This is a genomic window from uncultured Dokdonia sp., from assembly GCF_947492815.1.
Taxonomy (GTDB): Bacteria; Bacteroidota; Bacteroidia; order Flavobacteriales; family Flavobacteriaceae; genus Dokdonia.
Map to the genome: position 1 here is coordinate 286,326 of NZ_CANLOB010000003.1, position 16,351 is coordinate 302,676.

The following is a 16,351-nucleotide window of genomic DNA, read 5'->3' on the forward strand; positions in this document are numbered from 1 at the left end:
TCGCGAAAGCGTATATAACCCTCTAAAATACAATGGAATCATTGTCTGCATTAATACGATCTACTACCGATTTTATTTTTACATGCATTTTATTGAAAAATAAGGATCGGTCTCTTTCTCCAGCATTAGCCAAGAGTTTTGAGTTAAGCATTTGCTTTTGAAAAAAACGATCCATTTCTTCACAAGTCTGCCCATGTTGAATTTTGAAATAGGTCAATACTGTAAACGGTGTGAAAAATACTTTTTGACGATTTGTCTTTACCATAATGGTATTACTCATTGTTAGTAAATCACTTTTATATAGCTTATAAGAAGCATTGTTTTTTGAATTAATAATTGTTTGATTGATCGTTTGTTGCTCTACATGATCTACAATATTAGAAAGATCTTCGCATATTTTTATTGCTAACTCTTGTGATAAAAGGCCCGTTTCAAAAAAGTAAAGTATCTGTTGTAACGTTCCATTAATTGTATTGTCGTTCCAAAACTCTGTGATAGATATATAATTGTATGTTTCGCCTAAAGCAAAAGCACTCTCTAATAAAGATTTAGGTATTCTTTTTATAAAATCTTCAAAAGTAGTCTTGGCCATACTGCCATCTTCATTTAAAAATTTAAGCCATACATATATTTTATAACGTGTCAAAAAAGAGTCAGTTAGTGTATAAAATAACGGAATGTCTTTTGCCGAATAAGTAATTGAAGCACTTTTTATTTTGGTAAGAGCTTCAATATTTTGCAAAGAAGTTCTAAAGTATCCTTCTAAACCTGCCTCATCTACAATTTTAGGAGATTTTTCAGAAATAAGCGTATGCTGAGATCCTACTTCAAAGAGTTTATTAAGAGAAATTTTAAAATGCTTAGCTAAAATAACAGCCTCTTCTAGAGATAGATTTGTTTTGCTGTTTACTCTTCTATACGCGGCATCATAGTTAATATTTAAAATATCAGCTACTTCATCAATTAATGAAAGATCTTCAGGTAATTGATTCTTAAGATGTTGAATAAATACTTGTTGCATATTTTAAAAATACAACACTTAGCTGAGTTAGTATTTGTAAAAAATGCAAAAATTGAGATAAGTTTTTGGTAATAAATGGGAAAGCCCTTTAGAATATAAACCTAATTTGGATGGAGAATTACTAAAAATATATACTTATGAAATTACATGTTTTAATGATTTTGGGGTTGCTTTTTACATCTTTTATATATGCTCAAGAACGAGGTATTATGATTTCCAATACCAATTTGCAAAAAGAAAATTTTATTGAGGAGGGTAAACGTATTCGTGTAAAAACAAAAGATGGGAAGAAGAAAAATGGTAGGTTTTATATTGTAGATGATACAAGTATTAGAATACGAAAACATACCATTTTATTGGATGATATAGAAAAGATTAAGAAAAACCCTTTGGGCTTACTGGTTGCTAATACAGTTGTGTTATTATTTCCAGTAGCTATTCCTTCCTTTTTTTTAGGATTAGTCGCTTCAGAATTAGTATTAGTTGGTGTAGCGGGTTATGGGTATGGGATAGGAAGTTTAAATATCTTAAAAGGGTATAAGCCAGATAAAGGTTGGAATCTTGAGATACGGATGTAATTCAACGAAGGTTTTTGATTTATACAATTCCTTTTATCAAGTAATGATAGAGAAGGCAGTTATTAGTATAACTATAGGGGTGAAATAAGAATTTTTAATGTATCAAGATGATGTATTCAATACAGCCACATAACATGGCAATCGCTTTAGAAGTTTTAAGAAAAGCGATGAAAGAAAATCCGAATCTTTTATGGATGACAGGCGGAGGTAGAAAAAGGTTGCGCAATCTTTATAGCTTCTGTTTAAAAATGGCAATATTGTGTCAGGGTGCTTATCTGCATGCAAATACAAAAGGTGTTTTGTTATTCTATAAAAGGGGAAGTAAAAGCACTTTTAGAAATGGTATTAAAAAAATAAAACTCTACTTTTTCTTTATTATTTCTGTAATAGATGTATTTAAACTATTTAAAGTGTGTAAAGTACAGGCCTTAGTTAAAGAAAAAACTCCTAGTATACCTCATTTGTATTGTCTAATCATAGCAGTTAGTCCTGAAGAAAAAAGTACACAAACTATTATTGAATTAAGAGATTTTTTATTTGAACAAAGTAAAAAGCAACAATTACCCATTTATATACAAACTTCTGTAAGAAGGAATAAGGTCCTTTTTGAACGGTATGGATTTGAATGTTATGATATGGTTCAAAATACTTCAGGAGATTATACTTTATGGTTATTAAAAAGAGATTATGAAAAGAGAGATGCCATCGCTTAAGTTTAAAAAAGAAGATACTTTTTATAAGTATTTAAGAGCTGAGGTTAATTCGTATTTTAAAAATAGCTCTTTCACAAAGAAGGCAACATCGTTTTGGTATATTAAAGCTTGGAGTCTCATAAGTATGTATGTAATAACTTATAGTTGTCTTCTTGTTTTTGGAAAGCATACATCTATCGTATTGATTAGCTATGCTGTCTTAGGGATTTTAGCAATCTTACTAGGATTAAATGTGGGACATGATGCTGCACATGGTTCTATTTCAAAAAATCAAGCTGTAAATAGGAGGTATGCTATTGTTTTTGACTTGCTAGGAGGGAACTCATATATATGGCGTATACGTCATATATATGCGCATCACCCCTATCCAAATGTTATTGGCTTTGATAGTGATATCAAACAGTCAAAGCTAGTACGTATTTTTCCTAAGGATGTGTTCCTTAAATTTCATAAATTTCAACATATATATACTCCTATACTCTTAATTTTTAGTTATACACTTAATTGGTTCTTAATTAGAGATTTTAAAGATTTTTATGAAGAACAATTTGGGAAGAAAATTATAAAAAAACATCCAAGAGGTACATTTCGAAAGATTATTTTATGTAAATGTTTATATATAAGTTTTATATTCTTTATTCCTCTTTCTGTTATAGGTATAAGTAGTACCGTATTTCTTGGTTTTTTATTGATGAATATTTTTTCAGGTATAATTATAAGTGTCGCACTAGTTTCTACACATGTAGGAGATCATCATGAATTTCCGACTCCAAATAAAGAAGGAGATTTTGAGCATACTTGGTCTACACATCAAATAATAACTACATCAGATTTTTGTACAAACAGTACACTTGCTAACTTCTTTTTTGGAGGGTTTAATCATCATGTGATTCATCATCTTTTTCCAGAAATAAATCATGTGCATTATGTAAATATAACTCCAGTGTTAAGGAAAACAGCGCTAGCATTCCATGTAAACTATAGAGCTGAAGAGAATTTATTTCGTGTTTTTAAGTCACACATCAATCTATTAAAAAGAGAAGGGTATGAGCACGGTCTTTTGCATCAAGAAATTTAAAACTTATATGATATCCCAAATTGTAGACCAAAGTAATAAGGTTTAAAGTTTCCTATATTATCAGAGTAAGGATTGAGTTGATATTTAAAAGCAGGTTCTACATCAAATCTCCAATTATTAGAGAAATTATAATACGTTCCTAATCCTAAATTTAAAGCTAGACTCAGATCTTTTAAACTTGTTTCTCTACCTATAAAAATACTTTCGCCACTATTAGCGGTTGCAAATACTCTATTGTTTGTTAAAACGAATAAGCTTAATCCTGTATTAAAGCTCATTGAAAGTCGTTTGTTCAAGAATCGATATTGGTAATCTACAGGAACTTCTACATATGATATGTTTTGCTCTATACTTACAACGTCATTAGAATTAAAGAACGCTAATGCTTCTGGGCTAGGCTCAATACCTCCCGTTTGTCCTAAGGTCTGTGGGTCAATTCCTGAGAGTTGAAATATATTTACATTGTTATTAGTGATTAAAACTTGGAAGTTATTTGTTCTATATTGTAAAGGAGCGACACCTATTCCAAAACGAATACTTGATCTTTCTGAGAATTTATAATCAGCTCTTATTCCGTATCCAATAGTACCTATAGCATCTCTAGGATTATCTACAAGTCTGTTATCAATAGAAGATCCTTTTGTTAATGAACCATAACTTAATAAACTTGTATATGGTGATACAGCAAATTTATAATTTACAGATTCTTTGCGATCTTTTTCTCGTTCTTCTTTTGTTTTAGGAAGCTTAGGTGTTTTTTCCTTAATAGGTTGTTCTTCTTCTTTATTAACAGTAATAGCAAGTGCTTCTTTTTTTATTTTTTCTGCTTTTTCGATTGCTAGTAAAGAGTCTAGCCATTTCTGAGTTGTTATTTTACTGTCCTCTTTTTGAGCAGCAATTGCAGTAGCTAATTCTTCTTTAATTTTTGCTTGATATGCTGTTCTGGCTTCAAGCTCTTTTTGTTCTCTTGCCTCTTGAGAGGCACTTTTCATAGTACGCAATACTTCTATAATTGATGCTGTTTTATCATTTTTTTGAGTAGAAGTGTATGATGTTGTTTGGCTTAATGAAGAGGTATTGGCACTATTATTTGAATTACTAGTGTTTTTATTAGTTGTTTTTGTAGTTGTTACTATCTGCGAATTTTCTGAGTTTTTATTTTGTGAAGATGCAATAGTTGTAGCTGTATTTCTTATTGAAGTTGAATTAGTAGTATCGTTATTTGTTGAGATGTTTTTGTTTTCTGCTTCTTTAGAAGATGTGTTAATAGAAGATTTTGCGTTGGTTACTTCTTCAGTAGTAGTATTCTTTAGAGAAGATGATGATGTTACAGATGTATTATTTTGAGATGGTTGTGTGGTATTAACAATGCTAGGTTGCTCCTCTATGTTTGGAGATGTTATAACACTCCATGGGGCCCAATATAATAATCCCGTTAGCATTCCTACAATTAAAACACCTCCAAAATATAACCAAAATGGAGCTATTTTACGATCACTTTTTTGATCTAGTTCTGAAGCAATATTATCCCATAAGTCCGCACCAGGTGCTTGTTCAAAATCTTTGAACCGCTCATTGAATAATTTACCTATGTCTTTTCTATTACCCATTTACAATTGAATTTTTTTGGGTGATTGTATAAGTCGCAGTGATCTTCTCTTTTAAAATTAGTTTGGCTCTATGCAAATTTGACTTTGAAGTGCCGACACTAATTCCTAGGATTTCACTTATCTCCACATGCGTATGATTATCTAGTTCGTATAGGTTAAAAACTAATCTATATCTACTAGGAAGTTCTTGTATAAGTGCAAGCATTTGTTGCAAGTTTATAGGAACTTCGTCCATAGCTACTGTTGTGTCTTCTTTTAAATGTTGGTCTGTTATAGGTTCTATAAATGGTTCTTTTTTATAACGATCTATAGCTCTATTTATAGTAATGCGTTTCATCCATCCCTCAAAAGACCCTTTGCCATTATAAGTCTTAATGCTTTGAAATATTTTAATAAAAGAGTCTTGCAAATTGTCTTCTGCTTCTGCACGATTCTTACAATATTTTAAACAAAGCGCAAAAAGTTTATCCTTATACAAATTGTATAAAGTTTGTTGTGATTGGCGATCACCTTTTTTGCATTTTTCTATGAGTTGGATAAGCTCCAATACTTCGGTTTGTTTTAGGATAGACTAAATAATAAGAAATGGTTGCGTCATTATTAAAAAAAAACAGGTATTTTTTAATAATACCTGTTTTTGTTGAGAATAATTTATTGTTTTGTAAACTTATATGTTGTGATTTCTGGTGGCGCACAGTCAGATTGCACATCGTTTTCAAACGTTACAAAGAACACAGAATCATCATTTGCATCATAATTCTCAGGTGTGTCTGTAGGTCCAAAAAAATCAGCTCCAGTATTACATGCACAATTACTTTCCTGTATTGGAACTATAATTTCACCACAAACAAATAAGAAATTAAAGTCATTAGGTGTAGAGCAATAATCTGGATAATTAGGAGTGAAGAACAAACGTTCTGTATCTGTATTTCCTACACTCACTTCTACAACGGTTCCATCTGCAAATGTTGGCCCATCTACATAAGGTGTTATTTCTTCTATTAAATAATTTCCAACAAAAGAGTCTGTAGCTAAGTTACAAACTACTGGAGTGATATATTGAAAAGGAGAGTTAAAGAAACCTCCAGTAATAATTCCACCAGCATTATCTGATGAAAATGTGCGACCATCTGAAAGATTTAAAGCAAATCTTGTGGTAAAAGTATCTCCTCCAAAAATAGCTTCAGGAGTAAGGTTTACAGCACTTAATAGCTCTGTAGCTTCAAGGGTAAATTCAAGCCTTGGTAATCCAAATGGTCCATCAGAAAATAGATCTACAGGTATATTACCTAAAAATACTTCTTCGGTAACGGCCATAGAGGTATCTCCCGTATCTGGAGAACCATCAGTAAAACTTGTATATACATCTACACTTTGTAATAACGCTCCTTCTTGCTCGTCTTGCTCTTCTATTACAATTGATAGTTGGGCAGTGCCCGTAATAATGGTCTGTCCATTTTCCATACCTATAGGAATAGAATTCTCTATAATTTCTATGGTTCTAAGCACAGCACCTGTCTCTACATTTTCTTGTACAGTATTTGTCACTTTATCATCACTGTCGCAAGAAAATAGTATGCATCCAGTTAAAGCTGTAAAAAGTAATTTTTTAACGTTCATGTTGATTGATTGTTTGTTAATTTACAAATTGATTTCTATGAAGATACTCATAAAATGATTATCTCTTTCTATACTTAATAGACTTATATGATGAAGAATGGTTGCGTTATAAAACAAAAAAAAGTGATCTTCATGAGAAAAATCACTTTTTTTGGTGTGTAATATTTTGATAATAAGTGTTTAATTCTTTTTGTTTAGAGAATCTGACTTTACTTGATTAGCTTTCATGATAGAATCAATAACTCTTTTATCTGTACTGCTCACTTCTTGCCCAGTCTTACTATTATAATAGTAATGTATTTTTTGAGTAGTTTGAGTAACGGGTACATCATTCCTATTTACGACAGTATCAATCATCGTTGTTTTTGAATCTTTCTTTACAGAAGAATTTGTTTTTGCTACTTTCTTTTTTGTGTTTCTAATAGTTGCAGAGGTAAATTTTTCTTCGGTTTTTAAAGACGTGTTTTTTACTTCAGGAGTAACTTCTGTGCTAGTTGTTTTAGATTGAGTAGAAACTTCTTGATATAGTTCCTCAGGAGTACGCTCTTTAGTGCTTTTTTTAGAACTTGTAGTGGTAATAGTTTCTGGTGTATCTACATTTTTAAGTTCCTTTCCTTCTGTAGCTAATGCATTTGTGCTTTTATGCTCTATATGCATATTATCTTTAGAGGTACTAGTGTTTTCATCAATACTATTCGAGTAGTTCATGATAACTAAAGCTCCTATTAATACGATCAAGCCAGCAGATCCTAATTTTATATAAAAAGCAAATCTTCTTTTTTTCTTACGCTCCTCCATAGATTGTTGTATTCTATCCCAAGTTGCATCATTAGAAACTTTCTCTGCCATTTGAAGTTTTTCTTTAATTAGACTTCCAATATCTTCTTGTTGTTTCATAGGTTATAAATTCAATATTTTGGTACTAGAAAAAGCTAGTATTTTATCTTTTAAAATTTGTTTAGCACGATGTAGGTTAGACTTAGAAGTCCCCATAGAAATAGAAAGCATATTAGCAATCTCTTTGTGCGAGTAGTTATCTAGTTGATAAAGATTAAATACCAGACGATACCTGTTTGGTAATTCCTGAATAGCTTTAAAAACAAAATCAATGGGTACATCTATATTTCCTCGGTCTATAGTTACTTCTCTTGTATCACTTTCTATCTGATAAGGTAAGTCTGTCGTTTTTCTCTGTCTAAACTTATCTACAGCTTTGTGAATTGTAATGCGTTTTATCCATCCTTCAAACGATCCTTTGTTTTTATATTTATGGATCGTTTCAAAAATGACAATAAAAACATCATGCACATTATCTTCAGCCTCGGCTTCATTTCTACAGTATTTTAAAGACGTTGTATATACAAGATCCTTATACTTTAGAAATAACATTTTTTGGGCTGCTAGGTCATTTTTTTTGCATCCAGCAATAAGTTGTGTTTTTTCCAATGATTTGTTATTCAGTTTATAGCTATTAACTTACCTTAATAGTCTAGTATATATAAAAAGGTTGCGTCTGCTATGCATTAAATGTATATAATTTTGCTTTCGCGAAAGCGTATACCTGCATTTTTTCACTCAAAATCTAATGTTTCTGAAGCATTTATAAGATGTTCTAATGCCTGAATTTTTTTATAAATTTTGTTGAAAAATGTATTCCTTTCCTTTTCTCCAGCAGTATTTAGTAGCTTAGAATGTTGTAATTGTTTATCTAAATATGTTTTTGCATGATCACAGGTACTTCTATCTGAAGTCCTATAATAGGAGAGTAACGTAAAAGGAATGTATAATGATTGTTGGTCTTCAACTTGTGCATAAATATTATTATTCATTAATAATAACTCATTGTAGTAAAGCTTATACGTAGCATCTTTTATGATGCGTTGAGAAATGGTAATAATCGTCTCTTTAAGGCTTGAGGTAATAGTTAGTGCTTCCTTTTCTGTAAGATGACCTGCTTTAAAATAAAAATGAATTTGTTTTAAAGTACCGTTTATAGTTGTAAGATCCCATATTTCTGTAATAGGTAAATCTTCATAGAGATCTCCAAGACGTTTGGCAATTTTTTGAATGTCAAGACTAGGGGAGAAATCGGTATAACTTATAGAGTGAAAATCTGCATCTAATAGTTTTAACCATACGTATATTTTAAAGCGCATCATTGTATCGCTCTTTAAATCATAAAATATAGGAATGTCTTTGGCAGAGTATATTAATTTGCAACCCTTTTTGCCTAATAATGGGATGAGGTTTGCATACGAATTTTCAAAATATTCTTTTAATTCTTTTTCATTACGTATTGGAGCTGTTTTTTCTACAGAAACCCAATTGTTTTGTTTGCTTACAAATAGCTTGTCTAAAGAAAGTTTAAAATGTTTTGCAAGGGTGATACTTTCTGATAAAGAAAATTTGCTTTTTAAACTAGCTCTCCTATGAGCGGCATCATAACTTATATCTAATGCTGTAGCAATAGCTTCTATAAGAGAGGTGTTAGAAGGTATCAATACTCTTATTTCTTTTAAAAAACGTTCTTGTTCCATAGCTGTAAAATACAATTTTTGCGATAATCACAAAAATTATTTTAAACGCTTGTGTTTTGAATGAATAATTATGCGAATAGTGCAATAGTTTTGGTCTAAACTTTTAAACACATATAATTATGAAACATGTTCCTTTAGCACTTATCGCATTTAGAGGTATTGCAGCTTTTGTTATTTTCGGCATTTCATTTGCGTTCAGAGAAGCAGCCGTCCCTTTTATAATGGTTCTTATGTATCTAGGATTAATTTCTGATATTCTAGATGGTATTATAGCAAGAAAACATCAAGTGGCTACAGCTGCTTTAAGAAGGTTAGATAGTCAAGCAGATATGTTATTTTGGTTATCAATAGGTTTGTCTACTTGGTTTATATATCCAAATCTTATTTTAGATCATATTCTAGAAGTTCGTATTCTTTTAAGTTTAGAGGTTTTCTGTTATGTAGTTAGCTTACTAAAATTTAAAAAAGAATCTGCATCTCATGCTTTTTTGTCAAAGTTATGGGGACTAACACTTCTCGCTGTGTTTACGTCTATGTTAGGATTTCAATATGCAGGTATTGTATTTTATATTTCTTTAATCGTTGGATATATAGCTCATGTAGATAGACTTTTTATTACGCTATTATTACCAGAATGGACACATGATGTTCCAAGTTCTTATCACGCATATCTTATTAGAAAAGGAATCTCTTTTAAAAGAAATCCTTACCTGAATTAAAGAAAGTATTCTATACAGATACTTATCTAAATCATATCATTTTCAACATTTTTAAAATCAATAATCATGAGAAGAATATATTTTGTCATAGTAATGAGCTTATGTACATACGTGATGACAGCTCAATCAGATTCTATAGCTTTTACAACACCTATAACTACTGAAAAAGAACATTGGGACTATGAAAAAGAATGGCAACGGCCCAAATTTGAAATAGGGGGCGGGCTTTTTATCCCCCAAGGGCAATTAGCCATATTTATTAAGCCTTCCCCATTTGTAGATCTTAATATTTATATCCCTGCAAAACGAAATAAATCTATTTCAATTGTAGTTCAATTTATAAGACCTTCTCAAGATGATCAGTTTGTGATACAAAATCAAAATGATATAGATCAAGTAGAAGCTGTCTCAAGTGACTTTATTATAAACTCATTTTTGAGATTCAGTCAAAACCTTACTGCAAAAAATAGTGCTAGCAAAGTTGAATTAGGGGTAGGCGTTGGGATTTCAAGTATGTTTGTTCAAACACCTTTTAGTTTTTTTAATGATGAAGGTGAAAATGCAAATAGAGGGTTGGTATCTTTCTTAATCGCACCAGGTTTACATTGGAAATTTCAACCCACAGAAAATACGCATATTACTATAGGAGCAGGTGTTCAGTATTCACCTTATAAACTAAAAGGTGCTATAGAACAAAACATAGGAGGGCTTGCCGTCTTACCAAAAGTGTTGTATCGTTTTTAAATGTGTTATTATGAAGTATTATAAATGTATAATGATATTATTTCTATGTAGCTTTTTAGGTTCTTGTAGTGCTACATTTAAACAGAAAAAATTTCAAGAGTTTGATAACGATTTTCAAGTATCTGTATTGAATAGTTCTTATGAAATTAAAAAAGACACTATTCTAAATTCAGGCAGATATGAATTACTTAATATGTTTAATCTATATGATAAAAAAGTAGATACTGTCAACTTGAAGTTTAATGATCACGGAGAGTTAATACTATCATTTAAAGATGATATAAGAGGTCTTAAAAGAGAACAAACAATAATTTATAAAGGGAAATTTAAGGGTAAAAAAACCTATCAAATTACGCTAATAAAAGAACGTGTTCAAGTACCTCCTGTAGTTCCAATCATTTATGGCAAGACACATATTGATAAGATTTATATTAAGTTGCTAGCAAATGGAGATATTGCCATAAAAGAATATTTTAAGAAAGAGGGAAATATTTTTCTTATTACAGCAGGTCCATCACACAAGACCAAGAGCTTTTATCAAAAAATAAATTGAAGCGGAATGTGTATGTAAAAAAGGAGCTATCTTTTAAAAGATAGCTCCTTTTTTATGACAACTATTCGTTTTTATTGGCACCGCTCAAAGGTTTTAATACTCCGGGGCTTGCCCTGAGGTAGTTTACTCTACAGATGTTATAACATTAAAGTTGCTGATTAACCCTCCATTATTCGCAGTGTTATTGGTAGAAAACACGCGCCCGTCTGTTAATGTAACTTCAAAACGAGTGATGTATTCATCACCTGTTGCAATGCCATCTAAAGTGTTATTAGTTATAGATAAAAAATCCTGTGTTGTTATTATAAGATTATGAACAGGAAAACTATTATCTCCTGTTGAAAAACTAGTGTCTTCTACAGTACGTAACAACACTTCTTGTGTAATAGCGCTAGTGCTATCGCCAATATTTTCAGATTTATCTAAGAAAGTAACAAATATATCTACCTTATCTAATAATGCTCCATTTTCAGCATCTCTATATTCTAGATTGATATCTAGATTCCCATCTAGATTATCATTAAAAATAGTATTGCTAGTTATTTCTGCGATAGACATGATGATTCCATTTTCAAAATCATCTGCAGAGGTATTAGAATCATCGCTGCTACAACTCCATAATGCTATGGTAGCAAACGTAAGTAAAAGTATTTTTTTCATTTTCATAATTATGCGTTTATGTATTGATAAGGGCAAATTACTAAAGATATATCTCACAGAGAAAAAAAGCGATGGTAACTATTATCGGGAATTACTTAAATATATTGTGAAAGCCTGAAAACAAGTACTTTTAGATGATTTCTTTTTTAAAGGTTGAATTAAAAAATCTCATTTAAGGGCATGTTTAAATTATGTGATATAAAGCATAGAGGAGATATCAATCAGTCCTATTGTAATTTAATTATGAGGGATTGTTGGAGATCTTTTGATTAGATAATACTATAACCTTATAAATTAATTATTGGTATCTAAACAAAAAAAGCGGCTGTTTTTTTAAAACAACCGCTTTTACTTAGTATATCGTTTAAAGAATTAATCTTTATTTCTATCACGATTTCTATTATCGCGTCCTCTGTTATCACGACTTCTATTATCTCTTCCACCATTATTATCTCTTGGCGGGCGAGGTTTCCAACCTTCTGGCTTCTCAAGTAATGCTTTACGAGATACTTTTTCTTTACGAGTTCTAGAATCAATACCAAAGTATTTTACTTCTAGTTCTTCGCCCATAGAAAGTACATCACTTGCATTTTCTGTACGAGCCCAAGCAATTTCAGAAACGTGAAGTAATACTTCATTTCCTGGAGCATCTAGGTACTCTACTACAGCACCAAAGTCAAGCATCTTAATTACTTTTACTTTATAGGTGTTTCCTACAACTGGCTTAAATGTAATAGAATCTATTTTAGCTAAAACAGCATTAATACCATCTTGGCCTGTTCCTAGAATCTCAACAATTCCTTCTTCTGTAACAGGATCTTCATTAATTACAATGGTACATCCAGTTTCTTTTTGAAGCTCTTGTATTACTTTTCCTCCAGGACCAATAAGTGCTCCGATGTATTCATTAGGAATACGTACAGTTACCATTTTTGGTGCGTGAGACTTCACATCTTCACGAGGTGTTTCAATAGTATCAGTTAGTTTTTCTAAGATATGTAAACGACCATCACGTGCTTGTTGTAATGCATTTACAAGAATCTCATAAGAAAGACCTTTTACTTTAATATCCATTTGACACGCCGTAATACCATCTGCTGTACCTGTTACTTTAAAGTCCATATCTCCTAAGTGATCTTCATCACCTAAGATATCAGAAAGTACTGCGTATTTTCCAGAGTCTGCATCAGAGATTAATCCCATTGCAATACCAGAAACTGGTTTTTTCATTTGTACACCAGCATCCATCATTGCCATTGTTCCAGCACAAACCGTCGCCATAGAAGAAGAACCGTTAGATTCCAATACTTCAGATACAACACGTACTGTGTATGGACAATCATCTGGCACCATACCTTTAAGAGCACGTTGTGCAAGGTTACCATGTCCTACTTCACGACGTGAAGTTCCACGGATAGGTCTTGCTTCTCCTGTACAAAAAGGAGGGAAGTTATAATGTAAATAGAATGTTTCTTCTCCTTCATAAGAAGGCATATCAATTTGATTTGCTTCTCTAGATGTTCCTAGTGTTACTGTAGCAAGTGCTTGTGTTTCTCCACGTGTAAATACAGAAGATCCGTGTGTAGATGGTAAATAATCTACCTCACACCAGATAGGACGTATGTCTGTTGTTTTACGACCATCTAAACGTAATCCTTCATTTAATGTAAGATCACGTACAGCTGCTTTTTCTGCTTGACGGTAATATTTTGAGACAAGATCTCCAAAATCTTCCAGTTCTTCTTCAGAGAATGTTGCTTTGATTTCTTCTTTAATTTCACCAAAAGCAGCACCGCGTTCTTTTTTAGAAGACCCTCCTTTTGCAACAGCATATACTTTATCATATGCCATCTCATGGATTTTCTTTTGTAAATCCTCATCTTCTCTTTCTGGATCGTACTCACGTACTTCTTTCTTACCAAAGGCTTCAGCAAGACGCTCTTGAGCTGCACATTGTACTTTAATAGCTTCGTGTGCAAACTTAATAGCTTCAGTCATTTCTTCTTCAGAAATTTCATCCATCTCACCTTCTACCATCATTACACTATCTGCAGAAGCTCCGATCATCATATCAATATCAGATTCTGCTAGTTGTGCTCTAGATGGGTTAATGACAAACTCACCATTTACACGTCCTACTCTTGCTTCAGAGATAGCACATTCAAATGGGAAGTCAGATAACTGTATCGCTGCCGAAGCTGCTAATCCTGCCATAGCATCTGGCATTACATCTTCGTCATGTGACATTAATTGAATCATCACCTGTGTTTCTGAGTGATAATCTTTAGGAAATAATGGACGTAAAACACGGTCTACAAGACGCATTGTTAGTACTTCTCCATCACTTGGACGCGCTTCTCTTTTAAAGAAACCTCCTGGGTAACGTCCAGCAGCAGCAAATTTTTCACGGTAATCTACCGTAAGTGGTAAGAAATCTACATCTGCTTGTTTGTAGTTAGATACTACTGTACAAAGTAGCATACATTTTCCTGATTGCACAACAACGCTTCCATGCGCTTGTTTTGCAAGTTTTCCTGTTTCGATGGAAATTTCACGTCCATCACCGAGGTCTATAACCTCTTTGTAAACTTTTGGAATCATAATTAAGTTTTTCATTTTCGTCCGTTTATCAGACGTAATTTATTTGATCTCGTCAACCTTTCATTCTTTCTTTGGTTGACCATGTGTTGTTGTGTTGTAGTTGTAGTTGTGGTGACCAATGAAAAACTAGCTGTTTAGCTTTCTCTGCCTCTTGTCTCGGAGGACTTTCGTTGTTATACGCTTTCGCGAAAGCGTAAAAAAGAAGGGGACCGTAAAGTCCCCCGAAATTCTTATTTTCTAATACCTAATTCTTTAATAATAGCACGGTATCTTAAAACGTCTTTCTTGATTAAATAATCAAGTAGCGAACGACGCTTACCTACTAATTTTACTAAAGAACGCTCTGTATTATAATCTTTACGATTATTTTTTAAGTGCTCTGTTAGGTGATTGATACGGTGAGTAAACAATGCGATTTGCCCTTCAGCAGAACCTGTATCGTTTTTACCTTTACCGTGTTTTTCGAAAATTTCTTCTTTAACTTCTTTTGTTAAATACATTCCAATATTATTTAAATGATTTTTATGTATATGATAGACTGTCTATCAGCGTGCAAAGATACAATATTCTTTTAAATTATATATACCTGTAGAATAGAGATGTTAGAAGTATACTTTTTGAAATTTATGTGTTGTTAGATGTTAACTCTAAAAACAAACTTTCAAGACTTGCATTCTTTTGGTTAAGCTGTAAAATTTTAAGTTCATTGTCATGTGCAAAGTCAAACACTTTAGAACGCATATCTTCTTTTGTATTAAAAGTAATCTCATAGATAAAATCATGTGTATTTTTTACGCTAGACACTTTATCTAATCTTTCTAAAGCAACAGTTTCTACTCGGTAATCAAATTCTACAATAACTATTTGTTGCTGTCCTTCTCGAAGTTCTTGCAGCTTTTTGTCTGCTACAATCTTTCCTTTATTAATAATAATGACACGGTCACATATGGCTTCTACCTCTTGCATAATATGTGTACTCATTAAAATTGTTTTCTCACTACCTATAGATTTAATAAGTCCTCGTATCTCTAATAATTGGTTTGGATCTAGACCCGTTGTGGGTTCATCCAAAATTAAAACTTCAGGATCATGCAGTAAGGCATTAGCAAGGCCTACACGTTGTCTATATCCTTTGGATAATTGCCCTATTTTTTTGTGTGCTTCGGGTGTGAGACCAGTAAGTTCAATTACTTCCTGTACACGTTCTTTTTTTGCTTTGTGTACACTTGCATTAAATGATAAATACTCACGTACATACATTTCCAAGTATAACGGATTGTGTTCTGGTAAATAGCCTACAGATTTGCGTACATGTTGCGTTTGTTTTAAAGTGTCATACTCATTTACTAACGCAGTGCCTTGTGAGGGAGAAAGATAGGTGGTTAGTATTTTCATCATTGTACTCTTTCCTGCACCATTAGGACCTAAAAAACCTACAATCTCTCCTTTAGTAAGTGTAAAAGAAACATTATCTAATGCTTTTTGTGTATGATATGTTTTGGTAATATTTTTTACAGCGATAGACATAGATGAGGTTTTTTACAAAACTAACGAATAAGAATAATACATATTTTATATTATTTCAGTAGTTTTTTTTTTGAAAACATAAATATTCAAATTGTAAATCCGTAAATAGTCCTAAAGTGAATTAATTTTCGTATATTCTATTGAATTTAAGATGGTTAAATATGAATATATTTTCTTTTGGCGTACAGTTTACAGATGAAAAGAGTTGTCGATTACATTTTAAGGAGCAACGAGATAAGCAAGGAGTTATTTGTAAGCGTTGTCAATCAACAGATCATTACTGGTTGATTAATAAATGGAGTTACCAATGCAGATCTTGTAATTCTAGGACATCTTTACGTAGTGGCACTATAATGGAAAGTTCAAAGTTGTCATTTATGATTTGGTATA

At 32.0% G+C, this 16,351-nt stretch carries 17 protein-coding genes and 1 pseudogene; 7 read left to right on the forward strand and 11 right to left on the reverse strand.

The features are described 5' to 3' along the window. Nucleotides 1-22: 22 nt before the first annotated feature. Nucleotides 23-1,021, reverse strand: a complete 999-nt coding sequence (locus tag Q1A01_RS05730; RefSeq protein ID WP_299677327.1) for a hypothetical protein — start codon at nucleotides 1,019-1,021, stop codon at nucleotides 23-25. A 137-nt stretch (nucleotides 1,022-1,158) separates the two neighbouring features. On the opposite strand from Q1A01_RS05730, the gene Q1A01_RS05735 reads away from it, so the two are divergent. From Q1A01_RS05735 to Q1A01_RS05745, 3 genes are all read left to right on the forward strand, one after another. After that, nucleotides 1,159-1,599 (forward strand): hypothetical protein, encoded by a 441-nt coding sequence (locus tag Q1A01_RS05735; RefSeq protein WP_299677330.1) that lies wholly within the window; start codon nucleotides 1,159-1,161, stop codon nucleotides 1,597-1,599. A 107-nt stretch (nucleotides 1,600-1,706) separates the two neighbouring features. Continuing rightward, nucleotides 1,707-2,312: a hypothetical protein gene (locus tag Q1A01_RS05740; protein WP_299677332.1), complete on the forward strand. Its 606-nt coding sequence runs from the start codon at nucleotides 1,707-1,709 to the stop codon at nucleotides 2,310-2,312. Continuing rightward, nucleotides 2,287-3,390 carry a fatty acid desaturase gene (locus Q1A01_RS05745; protein ID WP_299677335.1) on the forward strand — a complete coding sequence of 368 codons (1,104 nt, stop codon included), beginning with the start codon at nucleotides 2,287-2,289 and terminating at the stop codon, nucleotides 3,388-3,390. The genes Q1A01_RS05740 and Q1A01_RS05745 overlap by 26 nt, the downstream gene beginning before the upstream one ends. On the opposite strand, the gene Q1A01_RS05750 is transcribed toward Q1A01_RS05745, so the two are convergent. From Q1A01_RS05750 to Q1A01_RS05775, 6 genes are all read right to left on the reverse strand, one after another. Further along, nucleotides 3,387-5,000 (reverse strand): hypothetical protein, encoded by a 1,614-nt coding sequence (locus Q1A01_RS05750; protein WP_299677338.1) that lies wholly within the window; start codon nucleotides 4,998-5,000, stop codon nucleotides 3,387-3,389. The genes Q1A01_RS05745 and Q1A01_RS05750 overlap by 4 nt on opposite strands. Beyond that, nucleotides 4,993-5,547, reverse strand: coding sequence for an RNA polymerase sigma factor (locus Q1A01_RS05755; RefSeq protein WP_299677341.1), 555 nt, complete (start codon nucleotides 5,545-5,547; stop codon nucleotides 4,993-4,995). Before Q1A01_RS05755 ends, Q1A01_RS05750 begins: the two co-directional genes overlap by 8 nt. 104 nt (nucleotides 5,548-5,651) lie before the next feature. Continuing rightward, a complete protein-coding gene (locus Q1A01_RS05760; RefSeq protein WP_299677344.1) occupies nucleotides 5,652-6,620 on the reverse strand; it encodes a hypothetical protein in 969 nt (322 codons plus the stop codon). A 180-nt stretch (nucleotides 6,621-6,800) separates the two neighbouring features. Beyond that, the gene (locus Q1A01_RS05765; RefSeq protein ID WP_299677347.1) at nucleotides 6,801-7,517 is read right to left on the reverse strand and encodes a hypothetical protein; all 717 of its coding nucleotides are present in this window, start codon (nucleotides 7,515-7,517) and stop codon (nucleotides 6,801-6,803) included. Nucleotides 7,518-7,520: 3 nt separating this feature from the next. After that, nucleotides 7,521-8,066 carry a sigma-70 family RNA polymerase sigma factor gene (locus tag Q1A01_RS05770; RefSeq protein WP_299677350.1) on the reverse strand — a complete coding sequence of 182 codons (546 nt, stop codon included), beginning with the start codon at nucleotides 8,064-8,066 and terminating at the stop codon, nucleotides 7,521-7,523. A 125-nt stretch (nucleotides 8,067-8,191) separates the two neighbouring features. Further along, on the reverse strand, nucleotides 8,192-9,157 hold the full coding sequence (locus Q1A01_RS05775) for a hypothetical protein (protein WP_299677353.1): 966 nt from the start codon (nucleotides 9,155-9,157) through the stop codon (nucleotides 8,192-8,194). Between the two features lie 119 nt (nucleotides 9,158-9,276). On the opposite strand from Q1A01_RS05775, the gene Q1A01_RS05780 reads away from it, so the two are divergent. The 3 genes from Q1A01_RS05780 to Q1A01_RS05790 all read left to right on the forward strand — a co-directional run bounded on the left by Q1A01_RS05780 (nucleotide 9,277) and on the right by Q1A01_RS05790 (nucleotide 11,173). Continuing rightward, entirely contained in the window at nucleotides 9,277-9,876 is a 600-nt protein-coding gene (locus Q1A01_RS05780; protein WP_299677356.1) for a CDP-alcohol phosphatidyltransferase family protein, read from the forward strand. A gap of 66 nt (nucleotides 9,877-9,942) precedes the next feature. Next, on the forward strand, nucleotides 9,943-10,620 hold the full coding sequence (locus Q1A01_RS05785; protein ID WP_299677359.1) for a hypothetical protein: 678 nt from the start codon (nucleotides 9,943-9,945) through the stop codon (nucleotides 10,618-10,620). A 31-nt stretch (nucleotides 10,621-10,651) separates the two neighbouring features. Further along, nucleotides 10,652-11,173, forward strand: coding sequence for a hypothetical protein (locus tag Q1A01_RS05790; protein WP_299677362.1), 522 nt, complete (start codon nucleotides 10,652-10,654; stop codon nucleotides 11,171-11,173). Nucleotides 11,174-11,296: 123 nt separating this feature from the next. On the opposite strand, the gene Q1A01_RS05795 is transcribed toward Q1A01_RS05790, so the two are convergent. The 4 genes from Q1A01_RS05795 to gldA form a co-directional block, all read right to left on the reverse strand. After that, complete coding sequence (locus Q1A01_RS05795) at nucleotides 11,297-11,833, reverse strand: hypothetical protein (protein ID WP_299677364.1); 537 nt, start codon at nucleotides 11,831-11,833, stop codon at nucleotides 11,297-11,299. Between the two features lie 372 nt (nucleotides 11,834-12,205). After that, nucleotides 12,206-14,434: a polyribonucleotide nucleotidyltransferase gene (locus Q1A01_RS05800; RefSeq protein ID WP_299677377.1), complete on the reverse strand. Its 2,229-nt coding sequence runs from the start codon at nucleotides 14,432-14,434 to the stop codon at nucleotides 12,206-12,208. Nucleotides 14,435-14,664: 230 nt separating this feature from the next. Further along, complete coding sequence (gene rpsO, locus Q1A01_RS05805; RefSeq protein ID WP_089373111.1) at nucleotides 14,665-14,934, reverse strand: 30S ribosomal protein S15; 270 nt, start codon at nucleotides 14,932-14,934, stop codon at nucleotides 14,665-14,667. A 124-nt stretch (nucleotides 14,935-15,058) separates the two neighbouring features. After that, the gene (gene gldA / locus Q1A01_RS05810; RefSeq protein WP_299677367.1) at nucleotides 15,059-15,961 is read right to left on the reverse strand and encodes a gliding motility-associated ABC transporter ATP-binding subunit GldA; all 903 of its coding nucleotides are present in this window, start codon (nucleotides 15,959-15,961) and stop codon (nucleotides 15,059-15,061) included. A 161-nt stretch (nucleotides 15,962-16,122) separates the two neighbouring features. Between gldA and Q1A01_RS05815 the strand changes: the two are divergent. Beyond that, nucleotides 16,123-16,351 (forward strand): annotated as a pseudogene (locus Q1A01_RS05815) (IS1595 family transposase); the annotation flags it as partial.

Coding starts and splice junctions, on each gene's coding strand:
- Q1A01_RS05780 (WP_299677356.1), top strand. CDS start 9,277: ATGAAACATGTTCCTTTAGCACTTATCGCATTTAGAGGTATTGCAGCT.
- Q1A01_RS05785 (WP_299677359.1), top strand. CDS start 9,943: ATGAGAAGAATATATTTTGTCATAGTAATGAGCTTATGTACATACGTG.
- Q1A01_RS05740 (WP_299677332.1), top strand. CDS start 1,707: ATGATGTATTCAATACAGCCACATAACATGGCAATCGCTTTAGAAGTT.
- Q1A01_RS05765 (WP_299677347.1), bottom strand. CDS start 7,517: ATGAAACAACAAGAAGATATTGGAAGTCTAATTAAAGAAAAACTTCAA.
- Q1A01_RS05775 (WP_299677353.1), bottom strand. CDS start 9,157: ATGGAACAAGAACGTTTTTTAAAAGAAATAAGAGTATTGATACCTTCT.
- Q1A01_RS05790 (WP_299677362.1), top strand. CDS start 10,652: ATGATATTATTTCTATGTAGCTTTTTAGGTTCTTGTAGTGCTACATTT.
- Q1A01_RS05760 (WP_299677344.1), bottom strand. CDS start 6,620: ATGAACGTTAAAAAATTACTTTTTACAGCTTTAACTGGATGCATACTA.
- Q1A01_RS05800 (WP_299677377.1), bottom strand. CDS start 14,434: ATGATTCCAAAAGTTTACAAAGAGGTTATAGACCTCGGTGATGGACGT.
- Q1A01_RS05730 (WP_299677327.1), bottom strand. CDS start 1,021: ATGCAACAAGTATTTATTCAACATCTTAAGAATCAATTACCTGAAGAT.
- Q1A01_RS05735 (WP_299677330.1), top strand. CDS start 1,159: ATGAAATTACATGTTTTAATGATTTTGGGGTTGCTTTTTACATCTTTT.
- rpsO (WP_089373111.1), bottom strand. CDS start 14,934: ATGTATTTAACAAAAGAAGTTAAAGAAGAAATTTTCGAAAAACACGGT.
- Q1A01_RS05795 (WP_299677364.1), bottom strand. CDS start 11,833: ATGAAAAAAATACTTTTACTTACGTTTGCTACCATAGCATTATGGAGT.
- Q1A01_RS05745 (WP_299677335.1), top strand. CDS start 2,287: ATGAAAAGAGAGATGCCATCGCTTAAGTTTAAAAAAGAAGATACTTTT.
- gldA (WP_299677367.1), bottom strand. CDS start 15,961: ATGTCTATCGCTGTAAAAAATATTACCAAAACATATCATACACAAAAA.
- Q1A01_RS05750 (WP_299677338.1), bottom strand. CDS start 5,000: ATGGGTAATAGAAAAGACATAGGTAAATTATTCAATGAGCGGTTCAAA.